General features: G+C 35.1%; 18 protein-coding genes, 3 tRNA genes, 2 pseudogenes and 1 other annotated feature. Of the genes and pseudogenes, 7 read left to right on the top strand and 16 right to left on the bottom strand.

The features are described from left to right. Window positions 1–5: 5 nt before the first annotated feature. Window positions 6–1,721, bottom strand: coding sequence for an acetate--CoA ligase (gene acsA, locus ABC228_RS06120; protein ID WP_345824230.1), 1,716 nt, complete (start codon window positions 1,719–1,721; stop codon window positions 6–8). Window positions 1,722–2,015: 294 nt separating this feature from the next. Here acsA and ABC228_RS06125 point away from each other — a divergent pair, with 294 nt between their 5' ends. Further along, window positions 2,016–2,510, top strand: a complete 495-nt coding sequence (locus tag ABC228_RS06125) for a sigma-70 family RNA polymerase sigma factor (protein WP_427902218.1) — start codon at window positions 2,016–2,018, stop codon at window positions 2,508–2,510. Continuing rightward, a complete protein-coding gene (locus tag ABC228_RS06130; RefSeq protein ID WP_345824232.1) occupies window positions 2,491–3,147 on the top strand; it encodes a hypothetical protein in 657 nt (218 codons plus the stop codon). Before ABC228_RS06125 ends, ABC228_RS06130 begins: the two co-directional genes overlap by 20 nt. Before the next feature lie 180 nt (window positions 3,148–3,327). On the opposite strand, the gene ABC228_RS06135 is transcribed toward ABC228_RS06130, so the two are convergent. Both ABC228_RS06135 and ABC228_RS06140 read right to left on the bottom strand, forming a co-directional pair. Then, complete coding sequence (locus tag ABC228_RS06135) at window positions 3,328–4,551, bottom strand: dicarboxylate/amino acid:cation symporter (protein ID WP_345824233.1); 1,224 nt, start codon at window positions 4,549–4,551, stop codon at window positions 3,328–3,330. A 352-nt stretch (window positions 4,552–4,903) separates the two neighbouring features. Beyond that, complete coding sequence (locus ABC228_RS06140; RefSeq protein WP_345824234.1) at window positions 4,904–6,412, bottom strand: glycine betaine uptake BCCT transporter; 1,509 nt, start codon at window positions 6,410–6,412, stop codon at window positions 4,904–4,906. A 381-nt stretch (window positions 6,413–6,793) separates the two neighbouring features. Between ABC228_RS06140 and ABC228_RS06145 the strand changes: the two genes are divergently transcribed. Then, entirely contained in the window at window positions 6,794–7,348 is a 555-nt protein-coding gene (locus ABC228_RS06145) for a TetR/AcrR family transcriptional regulator (protein ID WP_345824235.1), read from the top strand. 104 nt (window positions 7,349–7,452) lie between these two features. On the opposite strand, the pseudogene ABC228_RS19085 reads toward ABC228_RS06145, so the two are convergent. From ABC228_RS19085 to ABC228_RS06175, 7 genes and pseudogenes are all read right to left on the bottom strand, one after another. Beyond that, window positions 7,453–7,587: pseudogene (locus ABC228_RS19085) on the bottom strand (IS66 family transposase); the annotation flags it as partial. Window positions 7,588–7,742: 155 nt separating this feature from the next. Beyond that, on the bottom strand, window positions 7,743–8,036 hold the full coding sequence (locus ABC228_RS19090; protein WP_427902211.1) for an IS66 family transposase zinc-finger binding domain-containing protein: 294 nt from the start codon (window positions 8,034–8,036) through the stop codon (window positions 7,743–7,745). Window positions 8,037–8,372: 336 nt separating this feature from the next. Beyond that, entirely contained in the window at window positions 8,373–9,032 is a 660-nt protein-coding gene (locus ABC228_RS06155; RefSeq protein ID WP_345824236.1) for a hypothetical protein, read from the bottom strand. 88 nt (window positions 9,033–9,120) lie between these two features. Next, on the bottom strand, window positions 9,121–9,993 hold the full coding sequence (locus ABC228_RS06160) for a hypothetical protein (RefSeq protein WP_345824237.1): 873 nt from the start codon (window positions 9,991–9,993) through the stop codon (window positions 9,121–9,123). 23 nt (window positions 9,994–10,016) lie between these two features. Beyond that, window positions 10,017–10,190 carry a hypothetical protein gene (locus tag ABC228_RS06165; protein WP_345824238.1) on the bottom strand — a complete coding sequence of 58 codons (174 nt, stop codon included), beginning with the start codon at window positions 10,188–10,190 and terminating at the stop codon, window positions 10,017–10,019. Window positions 10,191–10,550: 360 nt separating this feature from the next. Then, window positions 10,551–10,685, bottom strand: a pseudogene (locus tag ABC228_RS06170) (IS66 family transposase zinc-finger binding domain-containing protein); the annotation flags it as partial. Between the two features lie 66 nt (window positions 10,686–10,751). Continuing rightward, a tRNA-Ser gene (locus ABC228_RS06175) sits at window positions 10,752–10,910 on the bottom strand. Between the two features lie 557 nt (window positions 10,911–11,467). Between ABC228_RS06175 and ABC228_RS06180 the strand changes: the two genes are divergently transcribed. Then, window positions 11,468–11,842 (top strand): CopG family transcriptional regulator, encoded by a 375-nt coding sequence (locus ABC228_RS06180; RefSeq protein ID WP_345824239.1) that lies wholly within the window; start codon window positions 11,468–11,470, stop codon window positions 11,840–11,842. A gap of 662 nt (window positions 11,843–12,504) precedes the next feature. Here ABC228_RS06180 and ABC228_RS06185 read toward each other — a convergent pair. After that, a tRNA-Arg gene (locus tag ABC228_RS06185) sits at window positions 12,505–12,577 on the bottom strand. Window positions 12,578–12,759: 182 nt separating this feature from the next. Here ABC228_RS06185 and ABC228_RS06190 point away from each other — a divergent pair. The 3 genes from ABC228_RS06190 to ABC228_RS06200 all read left to right on the top strand — a co-directional run bounded on the left by ABC228_RS06190 (window position 12,760) and on the right by ABC228_RS06200 (window position 14,987). After that, window positions 12,760–13,404, top strand: a complete 645-nt coding sequence (locus ABC228_RS06190) for a deoxynucleoside kinase (protein ID WP_345824240.1) — start codon at window positions 12,760–12,762, stop codon at window positions 13,402–13,404. Window positions 13,405–13,448: 44 nt separating this feature from the next. Beyond that, entirely contained in the window at window positions 13,449–14,132 is a 684-nt protein-coding gene (locus ABC228_RS06195; RefSeq protein WP_345824241.1) for a deoxynucleoside kinase, read from the top strand. A gap of 147 nt (window positions 14,133–14,279) precedes the next feature. Continuing rightward, on the top strand, window positions 14,280–14,987 hold the full coding sequence (locus tag ABC228_RS06200; RefSeq protein ID WP_345824835.1) for a GTP pyrophosphokinase: 708 nt from the start codon (window positions 14,280–14,282) through the stop codon (window positions 14,985–14,987). Between the two features lie 66 nt (window positions 14,988–15,053). Here the strand turns inward: ABC228_RS06200 and ABC228_RS06205 are convergent. The 5 genes from ABC228_RS06205 to guaB form a co-directional block, all read right to left on the bottom strand. Beyond that, window positions 15,054–15,146: transfer RNA gene (locus tag ABC228_RS06205), tRNA-Ser, on the bottom strand. Between the two features lie 187 nt (window positions 15,147–15,333). Next, complete coding sequence (locus ABC228_RS06210) at window positions 15,334–15,765, bottom strand: VOC family protein (protein WP_345824242.1); 432 nt, start codon at window positions 15,763–15,765, stop codon at window positions 15,334–15,336. Between the two features lie 109 nt (window positions 15,766–15,874). Then, window positions 15,875–17,149, bottom strand: coding sequence for a serine--tRNA ligase (gene serS / locus ABC228_RS06215; protein ID WP_345824243.1), 1,275 nt, complete (start codon window positions 17,147–17,149; stop codon window positions 15,875–15,877). 52 nt (window positions 17,150–17,201) lie between these two features. Then, window positions 17,202–17,432: a binding site (T-box leader), on the bottom strand. A gap of 65 nt (window positions 17,433–17,497) precedes the next feature. Beyond that, window positions 17,498–18,832 carry a D-alanyl-D-alanine carboxypeptidase family protein gene (locus ABC228_RS06220; protein WP_345824244.1) on the bottom strand — a complete coding sequence of 445 codons (1,335 nt, stop codon included), beginning with the start codon at window positions 18,830–18,832 and terminating at the stop codon, window positions 17,498–17,500. A gap of 124 nt (window positions 18,833–18,956) precedes the next feature. After that, entirely contained in the window at window positions 18,957–20,432 is a 1,476-nt protein-coding gene (gene guaB, locus ABC228_RS06225) for an IMP dehydrogenase (protein ID WP_345824245.1), read from the bottom strand. Between the last annotated feature and the right edge of the window lie 155 nt (window positions 20,433–20,587).

Raw genomic sequence — 20,587 nt, forward strand, 5'->3', positions numbered from 1 at the left:
TTAGTTTATTCTTCTAATGTTGACGTATCCCCTGTAGGCAACCCTAACTCCCAGGATTTCAGTAAACGTCGCATAATTTTCCCACTTCGGGTCTTTGGAATCGATTCACGAACCTCAATCTCTCGTGGTGCAGCGTGTGCACTTAATCCTGTTTTAACAAATTGACGAATGTCTTCTAATAGCTCACTAGATTCCTGATGTCCAGGATTTAGCGTAATGAATGCTTTAATGATCTCTCCTCGTTGTGGATCAGGTTTACCAATGACACCTGCTTCTGCAACAGCAGGATGTTCAATTAGCTTACTTTCCACCTCAAATGGGCCGACTCGTTCTCCCGAGGTATTAATGACATCATCTAAACGTCCTTGGAACCAGAAGTACCCATCCTCATCTCGATACGCACTATCTCCAGATACATACCAGCCATTTACAAAATAACTATCATATTTCCCTGGATTTTTCCATATGGCACGCATCATAGAAGGCCAGCCTGCTTTAATTGCTAAATTCCCCATTTGGTTTGGTGGAATTTCATTTCCTTCATTATCAACAATTGATGCTTCAATACCGGGTATTGGTTTCCCCATTGAACCTGGTCGGATTTCTTCAGATGGAAGGTTGACAATAAGCTGTGCTCCCGTTTCAGTCATCCACCAAGTATCATGTATTCGTAAATTAAATGCTTTTAATCCCCACGTGATAACCTCTGGATTTAATGGTTCTCCTACACTCATGATATGACGAAGTGTAGTTAGATTGTGCTTCTTCACCAATTCTTCTCCAGCACTAACAAGCATTCTTAGTGCAGTAGGTGCCGTATACCATACGGTAACATTATTTTTTTCTAGTGTTTGATACCAATCCTCTGGTGTGAAACGACCCCCGCGAATAACATTGGTTACACCATGCAGCCAAGGGGCAAAGATTCCATAGCTAGTACCCGTTACCCAACCTGGATCAGCTGTACACCAATAAATATCATCCTCTTTTAAATCAAGCACCCACTCACCTGTTGCATAATGCTGAATCATGGCATTATGTACATGATAGACGCCTTTCGGTTTTCCGGTAGATCCAGATGTATAATGAAGAAGCATTCCATCCTCTAAATCAACCCATTCAATTTCAAAGGAATCATTTACAGATTCCATCTCACTTTGATAATTTATATAGTCTCCAGAAGTCCCATCATCACTTCCAACCAAGATAATTTTTTCTAAGTTTGGAAGGTCTTCTTGAGGTACTCGACCAAGTAATTCTGGTGTTGTAATGAGCATTTTAGCTTCACTATCCTGCAAACGATCACGTACCGCTTGTTCCATAAATGCTTCAAATAAAGGACCTGCAATTGCTCCTGTTTTCAATATTCCAAAGAAGCTACTATAAAATTCCGGACTTCTTGGCATAAATAAAAAGACGCGATCACCTTTATGAATATTATGTTTCTTCAGGACGTTTGCAAACTTATTACTTTCCCGCTTTATTTGTTCAAATGTTAATGATTCTTCTCTTCCAGGTGCTGAATACAGTAGTGCAATCTGATCTTTCTTAGCTGGATTTTCTGCGTGGCGATCAATTGCTTCATATGCAATATTTACTTTTCCAGTTTCATTCCAGGTAAAGTTTTTCTTTAAATCCTCCCACTTAAAGGAAGCTCGCATTTCTTGTACATTTTTCAAGTTATGGTTTCCTTCTCTTGCAGGTATGCGCTGCATGTCCATCCAATCACCTCATTTGAAAATATTTGCAACCGATTACAATTCTTAAATTATAAAATATTTAAACTTTTATTTGATTTATATTTTAGAACATTTTATGATTTTTTGAAAGCATTTATCACAAATTATTAGAATTTTTATACTGTTAGAATAGATAAAGACAAGAATTTTTAAATATTTTTATACAACCAAATTATAGATGCGCCGTCTAATAGATGAAAGGGTGGTGGAGGATATTTGAAGAACTACGAGAAAGTCAATAAACCATTAACTAAAGATCAACAGCTTGAGTGGTTAATGAGTGAGTTCGGGAAAGATGTTATCCGACTGGCTTTTACATATACAAAACAAAGACAGTTATCTGAAGATATTGCACAAGAGGTTTTCATTAGATGTTATCAACATATAGATGTTTTTCGCCATGAATCTTCTTATAAGACATGGATTTTTCGTATAACCATTAACCTATGCAAAGATTATTTTAGGAGTTGGACATATAAACATATTACAATCTCAGACCTTTTTTCAAAATCTATGTTTACCAATGAATCACCTGAATCAGAAGTTATAACGGTAGAGAAAAACAGAACAATTGCAGATTTCGTTTTAGCACTACCAGTAAAATATCGTGAAGTCATAATTCTATATTACTATGAAGAAATGTCATATATCGAAATTTCGGAAACACTAAGCATAAGTCTACAAACCGTGAAGGCTCGTCTTTATCGAGCACGGCTTAAATTACATAAATTATTTGAGAGGAGTGGATTTAATGAATCAACTATTAAATGATTTGAAGGAAATCATGGATAGATCTGTACTTAAAGATATTGACTTAAGCGAGGAAAGCAAAGCCAATATTAGAAAGTCTTTATACCACTCATCCCAAAGGAAAGTTTCTCATTTAAAACCAATATTGATGACCCTACTCAGTATTAGTATAACGTGCTTTTTCTTAATAGGATCAGGTTATTTTTTGGTAGATAAATTAGATTTATTCCATCATAACGCAGGTACGGTAACAGAATCGATGGATGAAATAATTGATTTAGACAACATCAATGAAATCCTTGCAATAGACAAAAGTAATCCAGATATTTTAAGAAAAAGTGAATATAAGTCGGTAGAAGACTTTGTATTATCTGCTAAACATGAATTGAATTCTAATCCACCAACTTACGCTGACCCATCTAGAGAGCTATGGCAATTAGATGTTGCAAGATGGATATCTTCTTACTCAAAACATTTCGCCGCTCTATCAACAGATAAAGATGAAGTTACATTGCTCCATAATATAGAAAAAGCTTCAGAACAACTATTTAAGGTTGGTGATCCAATAAAGCCAAAAGAAAACCAAGCACAACTCGTAAAAAATTTAAATTCTGCTCTTGATGAATTTATTAATACAAGAATACCAATTAATAATTAATTGGTTTTGAAAAGACGCATTTCTCGAATCTAGTAATATTATTTTTTCCTTTCGATCATTTCCATTTGCTTAAACTATCTTCACATTAATTTGAACGCAATAGTGAATATAATGAAATACCAAGTTATATTTTCCTTCTAAAAGAACCCCTCTAATAAGTCTATTAGAGAGGTTCGTTCATTAAGTCATCTTATGTTCTTGTCGTTTTTCACTTTCTGAAATGATATAAGCACATGCTGCATCACCAGTTAGATTTAAAGAGGTTCGTAGCATATCCAATATTCGATCGACACCAATTATTAAAGAAATCCCTTCAACAGGTAAGTTTAATTGGCTAAGTACCATTGCTAGCATGACTAGCCCTACGCCCGGAACACCAGCAGTACCAATACTTGCAAGAGTTGCGGTTAGAATAATGATAATAATGTCGTTAAATCCAAGAGATTCCGCATAGACCTGTGCAATAAACACAGTTGCTACTGCCTGCATAATGGCAGTACCATCCATATTTATCGTAGCTCCAAGTGGTTGAACAAAACTACTAATGGATTTCTTTACACCAAGTTTTTCTTGCGCAATTTGCATCGCCACAGGTAAGGTAGCACTAGAGCTCGAGGTACTAAAGCCAACAGACATTGCTGGGAAAAATTCTTTATAGAAGTGAATAGGATTTGCTTTACCTAACCACCAAATTGCTAGGCTGTAAATAATACCACCATGAATAACTAACCCAACGATTACAGCAATCATATACATTGCCATTGATCCCACTGCATCTAATCCTGCATTTCCAATCGCAGATGCTATTAATGCAAAAGCACCATATGGGGCAAACTTCATAATAGTATTCACTAACCACATAAATAGCTCATTAGCTTGTTCAAATAACTGAAGGATTCCCTTAGTCTTCTCCCGTAGAACAGCAAGCGCTATCCCAATAAATATTGCAAATGCAATAATTTGGAGCATGTTTCCAGAAGACAGTGCTTCAATCGGATTAGAAGGAATAATATTCACCAATGTCTCCATAATTGGTGGTGCTTCTTTTGCCTCATAATCTACCGTACTAACATCAAAGATTCCTGCTTTACCAGGATTTAATAGATAGGCTACCCCTAAACCAATCATGATAGCGATAGCTGTTGTCACTAAGTAAAACGAAATGGTCTTTAATCCTATTTTCCCTAGTTTAGCTGGATCTCCTAAACCCGCAGTCCCTAAAACTATTGAGATAAATACAATTGGGACAACAATCATCATAATTAAATTAAGGAAAATTTGTCCGACTGGATGTAATACCCAATAATCAATGGAGGAGAATAAACTAGTAGATGTAAAACTAAATCCGATTCCAACTACAATACCTAAAATTAATGCAATAATTATTTTTTTTGTTAGATTCATAGAGTTGCTCCCTTCTTGTTGTCAAATGTGCGATGAGTCTTGTTTTGTGGACTTGCAAAAAATTGAATGGTCGATGGAAGATGTAGGATGGCATAACAGAATACGTTGGCACTTCGGTGGAATCAAAACCTAAGTTACCGGTTAAAACTCTTTTATGATGTTGCGTTATATTAGAAAATATTACTCCACAGTTTGTACGCAACACAATAGTACTTATTGTAAACCATACTAAATTATAAACTCAACTATTTAGCAATAACCCTGTACCTAAACAAAAAATTTTAAAAAATCCTCCCTGGTAAGTATCGAATACTACTTGGGGAGGATTTTTTTAGTAAAACTATAAAGTGCACTATACTTTATCAGTTGTCTTTAATTGTTTTTGCTCTTGAAAATCTTCTTTTAAAGCTTTCACTAGCGAGACAATCATTATTAATAATATGAAGGTAAATGGAAATGCAGAGACAATAGACGCTGTCTGTAATGCTTCAAGTCCACCTGAGGTAAGCAATACAGCAGCAGTAGCTGCTTGAATAACTCCCCAAACCAATTTTATCTTATTAGGTGGATTCAAACTGCCGTTTGTCGTTTGCATACCTAGAACAAAGGTCGCCGAATCAGCGGATGTAATAAAGAATGTACCAATTAGTAGGATAGCAACAACAATCAGTATGGATCCATAAGGAAGTGATTCAAATAGACCGAATAAAGTTTCCTCTTTGGCTAACTCCGTCAAGCCGGTATTGATACCATTTACTTCTTGAAATAAGCTAGTACCTCCAAATACAATGAACCAGATTGCACAGAATATCGTTGGAATAAATAAGACGCCTGTGACAAATTCACGAATTGTTCTTCCTTTAGAAATACGAGCAATAAAACTTCCTACGAAAGGAGACCATGCGATAAACCAAGCCCAATAGAAGACAGTCCAGTCTTGAATCCATTCATTATGTTTACTATCGAATGATGCTAATTCAAAACTAAGGGACGGCAGAGAATCGATATAGCTTCCAATTGTAGAAAAGAATGTATTAATAATGAAAATAGTTGGACCTAATATAACAGTTAAACAAAGAAGCAATACTGCCAAGACGATATTTGTATTACTCAAATATTTAATCCCTTTACTTAACCCTGACCAAGCTGAAATCATAAATAATACCGTGACTACAATAATAATGACTAGTTTTGTGGTAAAGGTATTTTCTATATCCGTAACAAAGGATAAACCTCCACTAATTTGAGTGGCTCCCAACCCAAGAGAGGTTGCAACGCCAAATATGGTCGCAAATACTGCGATAATATCAATAAGATTTCCAATCCAACCGTTTGTTCTCGTACCTATTAGAGGCTGAAACGTAGAGCTGATTAGGCCTGGTGCACCTCTTCGAAATTTAAAATAAGCAATTGATAATCCAATGATGGTGTAAACAGCCCATGTTTGTAATCCCCAATGAAAAACAGATAATCGTAGCGCATCCTTTGCAGCTGCAATGCTTTCTGGTTCTGCTGATGGCGGAGCAGCGAAGTGAGCAAGAGGCTCAGCAGCTCCCCAGAATATAAGTCCTATCCCCATTCCAGCACTAAACAGCATGGCAAACCATGTGATTTTATTATACTCTGGTTTATCTCCTTCTTTTCCTAAACGCATACTACCAAAACGGCTAAATATTAGATAGATAGAAAATACTAAGAATATGGCAACAGAAAGAATGTAGAACCAACCGAATTTTGAGGTAAGGAAAGATTGAATGCTAGATGTAATAGACTCTAGATTAGCTGGTGCTAGCACTCCCCATAAAACAAAAATAGCGGATACTATCAATGATATCCAAAAGACCTTCCCAATTTTACCCATATAATAACTCCTTTATTGATTTATGTATAAACTTGCTGGTAAATTGCTATTGCTGAAAGAGAAATACTGTTCATTGATAATTGATTTCCCTCATTTTTTTCAAAAGCAGCTATTCCTATTTTTGTACAAAAATATGGAACAATTTCACCATATTATATAGAACGACCTTTCTATTTTTACATAAAGTTAGGAAGTATTCAACCGATAGGGAAATTAGAATGTCGCCTTGATAACTAGATTACTAATGTAGTATTTAAGATAAGACACTCAAAATAACAAATAAGGAAATCCCTTCGCTAAAAGGTTGACGATAGAAGCAGTAAATTGATAATGTGAAGTAAAAAAGTGGATTCATTTTGGATAAAAGGAGAAGTTGATTATATGAGTCGATCTACAAAAAAGGATAAGTTGCTTGAAGTAGCGGAACGATTATTCTATGAGCATGGCTTTCGTGGAGTAGGGTTAAAGCAAATTATACAGGAAGCAGATATCGCAACGATGACGCTCTATAATCATTTTCCTTCAAAAAATAAACTGGTTGAAGAAGTACTTCGACAACGCGAGGAACGCTATTGGTCTTATTTGGATGCACATATAGAAAAAGACTCAGATTCCACTTTCATTCTTGCTGTAGAAGCGCATTGCCGTTGGTTAAAGGAAGAATCCTATAAAGGGGATATGTTTCTAAGGGCGATTGAGGATTATGCGGGAACGGATAATGAAATTGAAAATATTGCACGAAACCATAAATATAAATTACTTCAATATTTCCAGCAGTTAGCGCAACGTGACGGAAAGGATAATCAACAAGATTTAGCAAACCAACTTACATTATTGCTTGAGGGAACAACCTCTATGACGACATTAATTGGAGTGGAGAAAGCTACAGAATATGCAATTGTGATGGCGAGGACACTTGTCCAACAATCATCGTAATTTTTTTTGATAAGCCTTAAATAAATATCCGCCCGTAAAACGGGCGGTTTTATTTTCGCCCTAGAAGGAAACTTTACCAACTAGCCCTAAAGGGGCTTTTGAATTGCATCCTTTGCAGTGTTACTAATAATCCAGGCCTTGCGTCCCATCACAAAAGGTTTGATTGACCGTTCTGCACGGTTATTATCTATCTCCAAACGACCATCCTTTAGGAATTCCTCTAATCTTTCCCACTGGTTACGACACTATTTAACGGCTTGGCCAAGTGCGCTTTTTGGCAGTACACGAGGCGTTTGTTCACGAAGACATACTGAAAAATCCTCCAACACTGGCTGGCTGCGTTCCAAATGTTTCTTTTGGCGATACAAAGGCATAACCTCTAGATACTTTTGTGTCATCTATATGCCATTGCCGATGGAGATGCTAGACTTCCCAGGAAAACAGGAATATGTTCCGTCACTTTTACTTGTGCTGGAATAATTTTTAATTCTTTACGCACTTCCGTGCTCATTTTATGCAGCGTACCACCGCAACACGAACAAACCTGGTCCTCATCGGATAAATGGTATTCAATCGTCTCCGTAGGCAGGTTTTCAAATTCGTTCACGATGGCCACTCTTTTACTTACGTTTATGAGTAATCGTTTCAACCGTTGGCTCTTCAACAGTGGAATTGCTCCTGGTACCATTTTAATTTTGCCTCCAGCTCTTCCTTTTCCATTTCAAGCTTTTCTGTGCGTTCTTTGTAATATTTAATTCATCGGTGGCAAAACTCGGAGATTAAATAAATTGGTTTGGATGTTTTTGTATTTCTTAAGTAATTTGTAGTTATCTAACTATAACCCTATTTAAGGAAGTCGAAAAATACTATATTTAATAGTCTGGCATAAAAAACCTTAACAAAGTAGACCTCTCCCGATAGTCATTATTGTTAAGGGCTATCTTTTTTAATATTTAGCACAACGATTATAGTTATTAAAGTATCCTTAGATAAACTTTGTATTCTAGTTGCTACTGTTTATTACTCAGTTTCCGTTATATTTTTCATTAAAAACCTTAACCCACTGGGTATTAACTGGTCCATTTATTACTGAATAATAGCCACTGTTATTGTTGCCATGGAAAGATAAGCGGTCTTCATGAATAGAGACTGCAATTACGTCATTTTTAGTAAACATAGTAAATCTAAAACTTAGTACTTTAGAAACATCACTATTCCAATCATTATTGCTTATTTTTTTCACATTATATTGACTCAAAAAATCAAATAGTTCCTCAATAGCTTCTTCATTGGTGTTCCTCCAATATTTACTTCCATCTAAATGAAATTCTAATGACTCTACTTGTTCTGAATCATAGCCTATTATATTTATTAAACTCTTTTCTTTATATTCGTTATAAATCGTTAAAGAGACTATTACGACTGGGAGTACAATCAGAACTAGGAGGAGGAACTTAAAAGCACTTTTTTCTTGTATATTTCTAGATAGTGTGAACGTATGAATCTGATTAGATAGATACGCCGTAAATGGAATTATGACTACAAGAAAAATCAAAACGTTAGCGAAAATGCCTAGCGTAGCACTCCAGATTTGAAATTCAATAGCCAATAAATAGTTTAAGTAGGAGATAGCAAATAACACAAAGATAAAAATTATCCAGTAATGCCTTTTTATATTATGCATTAAATCATCCTTTTTATTTAACTTTTATTATAGTATACAAAATAACAGAAAAGGGGGCGGAAGGTAACGCTCCCCTTTTCTAGTGTTGTCACTTTTTTACAAAAGCATCGAGACTTGGATATTCATCATTTTTCTCAGCTTGTAAGTTGTAATCCAATTCAACAAAGGTGTTCCCGTTTATTTCTTCTGTTTTCACAAGCTCGAATACTAATGTCAATGAATCTCCTATTTCATATTCGCTTGAAAGATCTCCTTTAAAATAGATACTATGGTAATCTAGTTCAGGATATTCTGAGTTAAAGTTAAGTGTAGTGAATTCTTTTTCTTTATTGTAAGTTAGTCCTATAATCACATCATTTATTACTATCTGAGAACCTGGTGCAATCGTTTTTGTTTGGTTAGTAAGTTCTTTTGTCTTATTATCGTAAAACTCTGTATATAATTCGTCCATTGTTAATATTGGGCTATAACTCACTGAATTTTTGCTGGCAGTGTTTTCACTTTGCTTTACATAGATGCGATTATCTTTCATTACATGATTAGTAGTAATGTCATTGATTTCTCCATCAAAAGAAGGCTGACATTGAGTGCATGGAGGATTTATATTGATATAATACATTTTTGGGGTCCATCTTTGACTATCGTGAACAGAATAGTGAATCTCATAACCCCCATATTCTGTATTGTATCCGCCCGGAATTTTGTAATCGAATGTTTGATTACTTTTAACTAATCTATCATCAAGTTGGACACCATTTCTGAAAATTTCAATGCCAGCAGTACCAAGTCCGAAAAGCCCATTCTTTTGCATGTATGGTCTAAAGATGTCTTGTCCATAACCCGTAGCACTTTTAATTACTGTGGTATTAATTCCTTTACCTTTATTAAAGTCTACTGAAGGATGTGTTACATGGTAGTCTCCCCCACCTTGATGAATTACAGAACCGGGGTGACTTCCCATGGGTAAATTAGTAATATAATTTATTAATGTTTAGCAAGAAACTTCGCTATCTTTGGAAGTACAGTGTTTATCTCGGCTTGACTATCCTTTAAAACATCCTGATCGATTTGTTCTCCATCTAATTTAAAATCAATATTTTGTGCGGAAATATGTGTAGTAGATATAAACATCACTACAGCTGAGACTAATAAATACAATCACTTTTGTTTTCTTCATTTCAGACCCCTATTTATTATAATATTTAGACTATTATCGATATAATTCTTCTCCATTCTCCCTTCATCTCAATATTAGCGCATAAGGGAGATAGTGATATTGGGAAAGTTCAGTATAATTTTGAGGGTTATTTATCGATTCGACATATTTCTGCAAAATATTACAAAAAATCACAACTTATATAAGGTGTTCCAAAAATCCGCATATAAAAGAACCTCATTATTGATTAAGTAGTTCAGATACGTGGAGAAAACTAGAAAACGCAACGCAAAGACAGCTAAATTCACAACACTACTAACATACTAATTATCAATTAAAATAAGAAAAAACACAAAGATAAGCGGAGAAGCTAATGTTCCCGGAAAAACATGAGAAGGCATCGATGCTGTTGTAATAGGTGTTTCTATTTCATTTCGTTCGCAATGACGACAGCTATAAACATATCGAACATGCTCCATCACTTTTACTTGCGCAGGAAAAAAATTCTAATTTCCACTTATGATGTAAAACAAAAAACCTTGCTACAGCAAGGTTTTACTTAATGCCCACGGCAGGATTCGAACCTGCGACACACGGTTTAGGAAACCGATTATAAAGCTCTGTCTTATTAGATTATATTGTATAAAATAATTTAATATATCATTCCACAAGGGATATGTTATCTTTATAAGTCAAATTTGTCTAATCTTGCCCACTTTGGCAAAAGCTCTAAAACTAAGCACTTGAAAGTAATTTCGTTAGATAAATCCTTATTATATATTTTAAAATAACTAATCCCCTACTCTAGCAAGCGAAAGTCTTAACATCACCCAAGGATTGAGGATTATTCCCGCTCTCCCATCCTTACTAATATTATATACAAATTATGCTTAAATCCCTTTGGAAGTATGTATAAAATTTTATTACTATATATAATTTCATGAAGTATGAAACAATCTCCAGAGAACCTTATAAACTCAAAATAAATATTTTATTGGCTAAATCGATTTATTACTAAAATTCTTATAGTAGTTTTCTAATCCGAATTTACAAACTTTACTTTGCAAACCTATTTATAAAATTTGCCCTTTAGATATTTCTAGACTAACTCTAGATGTATAAAATGATGTCCTCCCAAATTAGATAGGAAGATAATTATATAAGTTACCACAAAAAAACGTTTACCATCTATACAGATGGTATTTAGATGTTTACTATTTATTTTTTACGTGATAATATATGGTTATAAATATATAGATGGCAAGGAGATGGTTAATGGATGGCAGAAACAGAGAAAATTACAATTAATTCAAATGTGGTGGATTTAGGAAAAATTGATTTATTAGTTGAAGAGGGTTTTTATTCAAATCGTACAGATTTTATTAAAACATCAATTCGTAATCAAATATCAAGTCATTCAAATGTTATTGAAAAGGTCATTAATGAAAAATCCTTTGTAATTGGTATTAGTCGTTATAGTAAAAAAATGCTCGAAAGTTTATTAGAAAAAAATAAGGTATTAGACATTAAAATTGTTGGAATGTTGGTTTTTGATAATGATATCGACTTAGACTTAGTAAGAAAAACTATAAAAACAGTAAAAATATTTGGCGCTTTTAGAGCTAATGCAGCAATAAAGAAGTATCTTACCTAAACCAGCTATTAGTTAACGAATGATTTTTTGTTTCTATAGAATATTATTCTATGTTGTATTCTGTTAGCTAAAACAACAAATTAAAATACGAACTTTCATAAATAAGGTATATCGTATTATTCTAGAAACTCTTATTCATTTGATTGGAATAAAAATTATTGTTTAAATCTGCACCATCAAAAAAGTAATTTTATTATATTTCTGCACAAATTAATTACCTAATTTCCGAAACTACTGTTGGGCAATTTACTTATCAATACCTAATTGATTGGACTATCTTATTCTTCATTTTTGTACCAAAGCATCTATTTGATTCTCAAGTTTCAGATAGATGCTTTTTGGAATTATAAAAGCATTAATGATATTAACTCCAAAATTCCTCGATCAGTAAATGACTGAAATAATATCGATTGAAATTGCAGTTCATTAGATTAAGGAACCAATGAATTCAATCGTTAAGATAAGGAATTTCCCCCATACACTTACGCTTACCATACCTCACTATCATTACTTTGTACCCATTTACTAGTAAATCAAATACTTTTTTGTTAGTTTTTGGGGTTTGTATTAATTAAATAAGTAGCATTTGTCCCCATACTTCTTAAATCCCTTTTAATTAATTCTAAAAACAAAAAACCTTGCTAAAGCAAGGTTTTACTTAATGCCCACGGCAGGATTCGAACCTGCGACACACGGTTTAGGAAACCGATGCTCTATCCCCTGAGCTACGAAGGCATATAAAATAGGAACAACCATAATTATACAAAAACTGTCTAAAAAATCAAAGGAATTAACCACATAATGACGCGTACCAAATATTACTTGAAGACGATATGAAACTGTTATAGAAGAGATTCTATTAGTATGATAAAATTATAAGATATCTGTCAGAATTCATTTTGATTGGGGGAACTAGAATGGCAGAGGTCCCATTTATTGCAATTGAAGGGCCAATCGGTATTGGTAAAACATCACTCTCGAAAAAACTAGCTGAACGGTTTAATTTTCAATTATTAAAAGAAATCGTTGAAGAAAACCCATTTCTAGGGAAATTCTATGATGATATAGATGAGTGGAGCTTTCAAACGGAAATGTTTTTCTTGTGCAATCGTTTTAAGCAACTAGAAGATATTGAAAGAAAATATCTAAATCAGCAAAAACCAGTCGTAGCAGACTATCATATATCGAAAAATATGATTTTTGCAAAGCGTACACTTCAAGCAGATAAATTTGAAAAATACGAGCAAATTTATCACATTTTAACGGCAGACATGCCTGTGCCAAATATGATGATTTACTTACATGCTAGTTTAGATACTATTTTAAATCGTATCCAGATGCGTGGTAGGGAAATTGAGCAAAATATAAAAGCATCTTACTTAGCACAGCTTTCCGAGGACTATGAGTCGTATATGAATGAATTTGAAATTATGCATCCAGAAATCCCAGTAATACGAATCAATGGCGATCAGCTTGATTTTGTAAAGCATCAGGATGATTTAGATGCCATTATTGCCCAAGTGCAAGAACAGCTAAGTAATTTTATAAGTGTGACGAAATAATAGTTAGCATATTATTCATACCCAGTTATAAAGGAGATTAAGTAATGAACTTACGAGAAAAATACCATATTCCTAATGATAGTATTATTACTATTGCTGGGACTGTTGGGGTTGGAAAATCAACCATGACAAATGCATTAGCAAATGCATTAAATTTTAAAACTTCATTTGAAAAAGTTGATACAAACCCATATTTAGAAAAATTTTATGCAGACTTTGAACGTTGGAGCTTCCATTTGCAAATTTACTTTCTTGCAGAACGCTTCAAAGAGCAAAAGAAAATCTTTGAATATGGTGGTGGATTCATCCAGGACAGATCCATTTATGAGGATACTGGCATTTTTGCAAAGATGCATTATGAAAATGGTACAATGTCCAAAACAGATTATGATACCTATACAAGTCTATTTGAATCAATGGTCATGACACCATACTTTCCACATCCCGATTTATTAATCTATCTAGAAGGTTCTTTTGATGAAGTATTAAATCGAATTCAAGAGCGTGGACGTGAAATGGAAAAAAGTACTCCAATAACGTATTGGGAAGAAATGTACAATCGTTATGAAAATTGGATTAATAACTTTAATGCATGTCCTATCTTACGTATTAATATATCTGATTATGACTTAATGAATGATGAAACATCGATTGAACCTATTTTAGAGAAAATCGGTCACTTTATTCAGCAATCTAGACGATGGGAAACACGTGAACTAATTAAATAATACTTTCCGAAGGGTGCATCTAAGATGTACCCTTTTTTATTTTTGCTAGCTCCTACTCCTTGTTTCGAAATTACTTATTGTATAATGGGGATATGCAGATAGAAAGGAAGAAACAGCTTGGACAGACAACAAACTAAATTAGAGCAAATGAAATTATTTCGTAATGAACTGACTAGATTTATGATGACATACAAATTCGGATTAGATGAAATAAATACGAAGCTCAAAATACTGAAAGAAGAGTTCCAACATATCCATGACTATAATCCAATTGAACATATGAAGTCCCGCCTTAAATCACCAGAGAGTATTTTGAATAAAATTTATCGTAAAGATCTGGAGCTTTCTTTAGACAGCATACGGGACAACATTCATGATATTGCTGGTATTCGTATTGTTTGCTCATTCGTTTCTGACATATATAAGATTAGTGAAATGATCCAAAAACAAGAGGATATAGCAGTTGTAGACTGTAAGGATTATATCCAGAATCCAAAGCCAAACGGCTATCAAAGTCTTCATCTCATCCTTACCATTCCAGTTTTCCTATCTGATCGTGTTGAAGCAGTAAATGTTGAAATTCAAATCCGAACCGTTGCAATGGATTTCTGGGCAAGTCTGGAGCATAAAATATACTATAAATATGAGAAGGATATCCCACAAGACCTATCCAGTGAATTAAAGGATGCAGCCAAAGTTGCGACCGAGTTGGATTACCGAATGGAAAAGCTTCATAAGCAAATGAAGGAAATAAAAGAAGAAGAAATGATGAAAGATAATGAAAATCTATTAGAGCTTGACGATAATAAGTTTCACTTACCACTTTCCCTTCTAGAATCCTTTCTAAAAAAATAATCCATTAAAAAAACCGCTACTAGAAGTAGCGGTTTCCATATCTCCAATATTTATGCGCTTTTTAAATGGAGGAGGTAGAGGGATTCGAACCCCCGCGCGGTTTGACCCGCCTGTCGGTTTTCAAGACCGATCCCTTCAGCCAGACTTGGGTATACCTCCGTAGCAACATTTATTAATATACAGGATTTAGTTTTTAATGTCAATTAGATTTTGTACTTTTTTGCTAGGAAATAAAATATAATACTTTTCAATAATTTCTTAAAAATTTTCACCTTAAATATATTCACTTACCCGCGCCACTCTACTAAAAAAGCATTGGCATAGGTACCAATGCTTTTCATCCTTACTAGTCTATCACTAGCATATCATTTTCATCGAAGCTCCAATTTTCCCCATAGGCAACTTCCCATACATACCCATCTGGGTCGGAAAAATAGCCACTATATCCACCCCAAAATACACGCTGAGGCGTCTTAATAATACTTGCACCCGCTCGCTTTGCTTTTTCAATTACTTGATCTACTTCTTCTTCTGATTTTGCATTATACGCAAGTGTAATCCCTGAAAACCCATCCCTTTTTGGAGGATTTGCTTGATTAATATCTTTTGCTAGCTCATCGATTTGGTACAATGATAGCCGCGTACCCTGATTACTGAAAAATACAATACCAGGATTATCCTCTTTTACACTAGTCGTAAATCCTAATCCATCGCGATAGAACTTGAGTGAGTTTTGGATATTCTCTACACCAAGTGTTAGTAGATTAATTCGATTCATTTCTATTACTCCTTCCGACAGTAGTTTGTCTTTATTTTATAGGAAAATAATAGAAATTACTATAACTATTCATGAGAAAAAAAGCTACTCCTAAGAGTAGCTTGCATACTTATTTGATGACTTCTTTTCCACCCATATAAGGGATTAGCACCTCAGGTACTTTTACAGATCCATCCGCTTGCTGATAATTCTCTAGAATGGCTGCTACAGTACGTCCGATTGCAAGTCCAGATCCATTTAAGGTATGGACAAATTCTGGTTTACCATTGACTTCTCTTCTAAAGCGAATACCCGCACGTCTCGCTTGGAAGTCTTCAAAGTTAGAACAAGAAGATATTTCACGATATGTGTTTTGACTTGGAATCCATACCTCAATATCGTATTTCTTCGCTGCTGTGAAGCCTAAATCACCAGTACACATACTCATTACACGATAAGGCAATTGAAGAAGCTGTAGTACCTTTTCAGCATGGCTAGTAAGGACTTCTAATGCTTCATAAGAATCCTCCGGTTTCACAAATTGAACAAGCTCTACTTTATTGAATTGATGCTGACGAATTAATCCACGTGTATCTCGTCCAGCAGAACCCGCTTCAGATCGGAAGCTACCACTAAATGCAACATATTTTGTTGGTAAAGCTTCTACACTTAATATTTCCTCTCGATGATAGTTGGTGACTGGTACCTCAGCAGTAGGTACCATAAAATAGTCCCATCCCTCTAATTTAAAGGCATCCTCTTCAAATTTTGGTAGCTGTCCAGTTCCTGTCATACTAGAACGATTTACCATAGATGGAGGTAGCATTTCGACATAGCCATGCTGATCAGCGTGCAGATCCATCATAAAGCTCATGAGGGCACGTTCTAGTCTAGCGCCTAACCCTTTATAAAAGACAAATCGGCTACCGGTAACCTTTCCAGCTCTTTCAAAGTCAAGAATGTCTAAATTTGTAGCGACATCCCAATGTGCCTGTGCATCAAAATCAAATGAAGGTACGTCTCCCCATTCTCGTGCTAAGACATTATCATCTTCACTTTCTCCAACAGGTACACTTTCATGTGGAATATTTGGAATTGATAACAGGATTGTTTCTAGTGTCTCTTCAATTTCTCTTAGCTCTTGATCATATTCTTTGATTTGATCGCCAACTTCTCGCATTTCCTTAATCACTGCGTCTGCATCTTTCTTTTCCTTTTTGAGCTGAGAGATTTGCTTTGTTACTTCATTACGTTTTGCTTTAAGTTGTTCTGTTTTAGTAATTAAATCACGACGTCGCTCATCCAACTCCCCAAATCGGTCTAACTCGGATAAATCTTCTCCACGATGATTTAATTTTGCTTTCACTTCTTCAAAATTATTGCGTAAATACTTCATGTCTAACATCTACATAACCTCCTAATTGTTTATAAATATAAAAAAACCCTCATCCCTATATAATAGGGACGAGAGTTTAAATTCCCGCGATACCACCCTTATTGAAGAGTTACCTCTTCCGGCTCAACATGTGTTAACGGTACACTACCGGGTTTACTTACTAATAAGGGTTAGCTTATATTCCATAAACCAGTTCAAGGATGGATTCACAATAAGCTTTCATCGATTCACACCAACCATCGACTCTCTTTAAGAAAGGGTTATTGTTACTATTTCCTATCATGACATTTCACTTTAATTATTGTATATCATAGCTAATTTTTTCGTTCGATGCAAGTTATCTTCTAAAAATAGTTATTAAGAGAACCAGCCTTTAACTGTATCAACAATCGATGAGAAGATTCCACTGAAGAAATCACCAATTGCTCCTAACGCAAGCATAAACCAATTGGATTTTTCAACAGACTCGTCTGCAACGATATCAACATTGAGATGTTCTGCATTGAAGATATACCCAAAGTTATCTTCCCCGTTGTAAACTAATTCAGCGGTTCCAATTTTTTCACCTTTTTTAATTGGTGCAACTAACTCGCCATCTTCATTTAGCAAATCTTTATCAATTTTGTATGCAATACTATATTGTTCCTCTTCACCTTTTGCAATTGGAACAGTAAATCCTTCACTAATTGAGATTTCAACTGTATCCTCTTTCCCTTTAGCTACTGGAAGTGTTTTTTGATCCTCTAGTTGATAACCAGCAGGGAAAAGCTCTTTCGTTTCAAATTGATTAAATCCATAGTCCATCAGGATAGCAGTTTGTTCAAAACGTGCTTCTTTACTTTCTGTACGCATAACAACCGAAATTAATCTTCTACCATCACGTTCTGCAGTACCAGTAAATGTATAACCAGCGAGACCAGTATAACCAGTTTTTAGACCGTCAATTCCTTCATAGTAATACTGCTTTAGATAGGATGCTTCATGTGGTAGCATCCAGTTAAGGTTTTCAACCGTATATCCTTCAAAATCATCTTCAATACGACTAGAAATATCTAACGCATGAGGAAAATCATTTACTAAATTGTATGCTAGTAAAGCTAATGATCTTGCTGATAATAAGTTGCTTCCATCCGGATCCGTACCTTCTGGATAATTATCACCAAGTGAACTATTTTCTAGTCCTGTACTGTTTACAAACGTAGCATCTGGAAGTCCCATTTCATCAGCTTTTTGATTCATTAATTTAACAAATTCACCTTCAGAACCAGCAATTAATTCTGCTAAAGCAATCGTTGTTCCATTGTCAGAGAAAATGGCCATTGCTTCATATAGTTCCTTGACAGTATATTGTTTATCCTGCGTTAAACCAATTCCTGAGAATTCTTTGTTTGCAGAAATACTGTATGGGTAGTCATTAATTTGGGTCTTTGTTTCCCAAGTAATGTTCCCTTCTTCTATTGCTTCCAAGACAAGATACTCTGTCATCATCTTTGTCATGCTCGCTGGTGGAAGTGCGATATCAGGGTCCTTTGCATATAAAACTTTCCCTGTCTGCGCATCAACTAGAATAGCTGATTCAGCATCTAATTCCAACCCTGCTGCATGTGTAGTCAATGGTTGTGTGATAAACGTTGTTGTCGTTACTAATACAGCAAGTAACAAAATAAATAGTTTTGAATAGATCTGTTTCACTGTTTTTACCTCCACCTTATGCTAGTAAACTTATTTTATCTATACTGGTTGTACACCTCTAGTATTTTATCATAAAATCAGCTAAAAAAATAGACGGGCAATATTGCCCATCTATTTTCATAATTTAACCTTTTATTGAATAATTCGGAGCCTCTTTTGTAATTTGGACATCATGTGGATGGCTCTCTCTTAGGCCTGCATTGGTAATCCGAACAAATTGTGCCTCTGTACGAAGGGATTCAATCGTTGGCGTACCACAATATCCCATACCTGAACGTAAACCACCAAGTAATTGATGTACGGTATCAACTAGTGGACCCTTATAGGCTACTCTTCCTTCGATACCTTCTGGAACTAGCTTTTTAGTATCCTCTGCATCCTGGAAATACCGATCCTTTGAGCCTGCTTTCATGGCACCAACTGAACCCATTCCTCGATATACTTTATAACGTCGACCCTGATAAATTTCCGTCTCCCCAGGGCTTTCCGATACACCAGCAAATAGACTACCTAACATAACCGCATGTGCACCAGCTGCGATAGCCTTGGCAATATCGCCAGAATACTTAATTCCACCATCTGCAATGACCGGAACGCCATATTCAGCAGCCGCTACTGCACAATCATATACAGCTGTTATTTGTGGAACACCAACACCAGCAACCACCCTTGTTGTACAAATTGAACCTGGTCCAATTCCCACTTTTACGATGGTTGCACCTGCTTCAATTAATGCCTTTGTTGCTTCTTTAGTTGCAACATTACCGGCAATAATATCTAACGCAGGATATGCCTCACGGACATGCTTCACTTGATCTAATACACCTTGTGAATGGCCATGCGCTGTATCAATTACAATAACATCCACACCAGCATGTACTAAGGATTCAATTCGTTTTAATGAATCCCCCGTTACACCAACAGCCGCTCCAACAAGCAGTCTTCCTTGTTTGTCCTTTGCAGCATTTGGAAATTCGATAACTTTTTCAATATCCTTAATGGTTATAAGCCCTTTTAATACATTATTTTCATCAACTAATGGTAACTTTTCAATTTTATATTGCTGAAGTATTTTTTCAGCCTCATCTAAGGTTGTACCCACTGGTGCAGTTACTAAATTCTTACTTGTCATGACCTCAGAAATAGTGATGGAATAATCTTGTATAAAACGCAAATCACGATTCGTTAAAATACCTACAAGCTTTTGCTCCGCTTCATTATTAACAATTGGCACACCAGAAATTCTGTATTTACCCATTAAATGCTCTGCATCATATACTTGATGCTCTGGTGTTAAGAAGAATGGATTCGTAATAACGCCACTTTCAGAGCGTTTTACACGATCAACTTGCTCTGCCTGCTCTTCTATCGACATATTTTTGTGAATAATTCCCAAACCACCTTGTCTTGCCATCGCAATAGCCATCGGTGCTTCTGTAACAGTATCCATTCCAGCACTAATTATCGGTGCATTTAATGTAAGGTTTGGACTTAATACTGTACTGATGCTTACCTCACGAGGTAATACTTCCGACTTTGCTGGTAACAATAAGACATCATCAAATGTTAACCCTTCTTTTGCAAATTTATCAGCTCTCATATGAATCCTCCTCTTTTTATAAATAGCCGGAAAAACATGTAATAGAATAATCATTTCTCTTTCTGGAAAAGCTAGTAGGTAAATCTATTGTTATCTAGAATACGTGAACAATAGGATATTTTCAATAACCTATTTATTGAAATAAAAAGTAAATG

The organism is Ornithinibacillus xuwenensis, from assembly GCF_039614845.1.
Lineage (GTDB): Bacteria > Bacillota > Bacilli > Bacillales > Amphibacillaceae > Ornithinibacillus > Ornithinibacillus xuwenensis.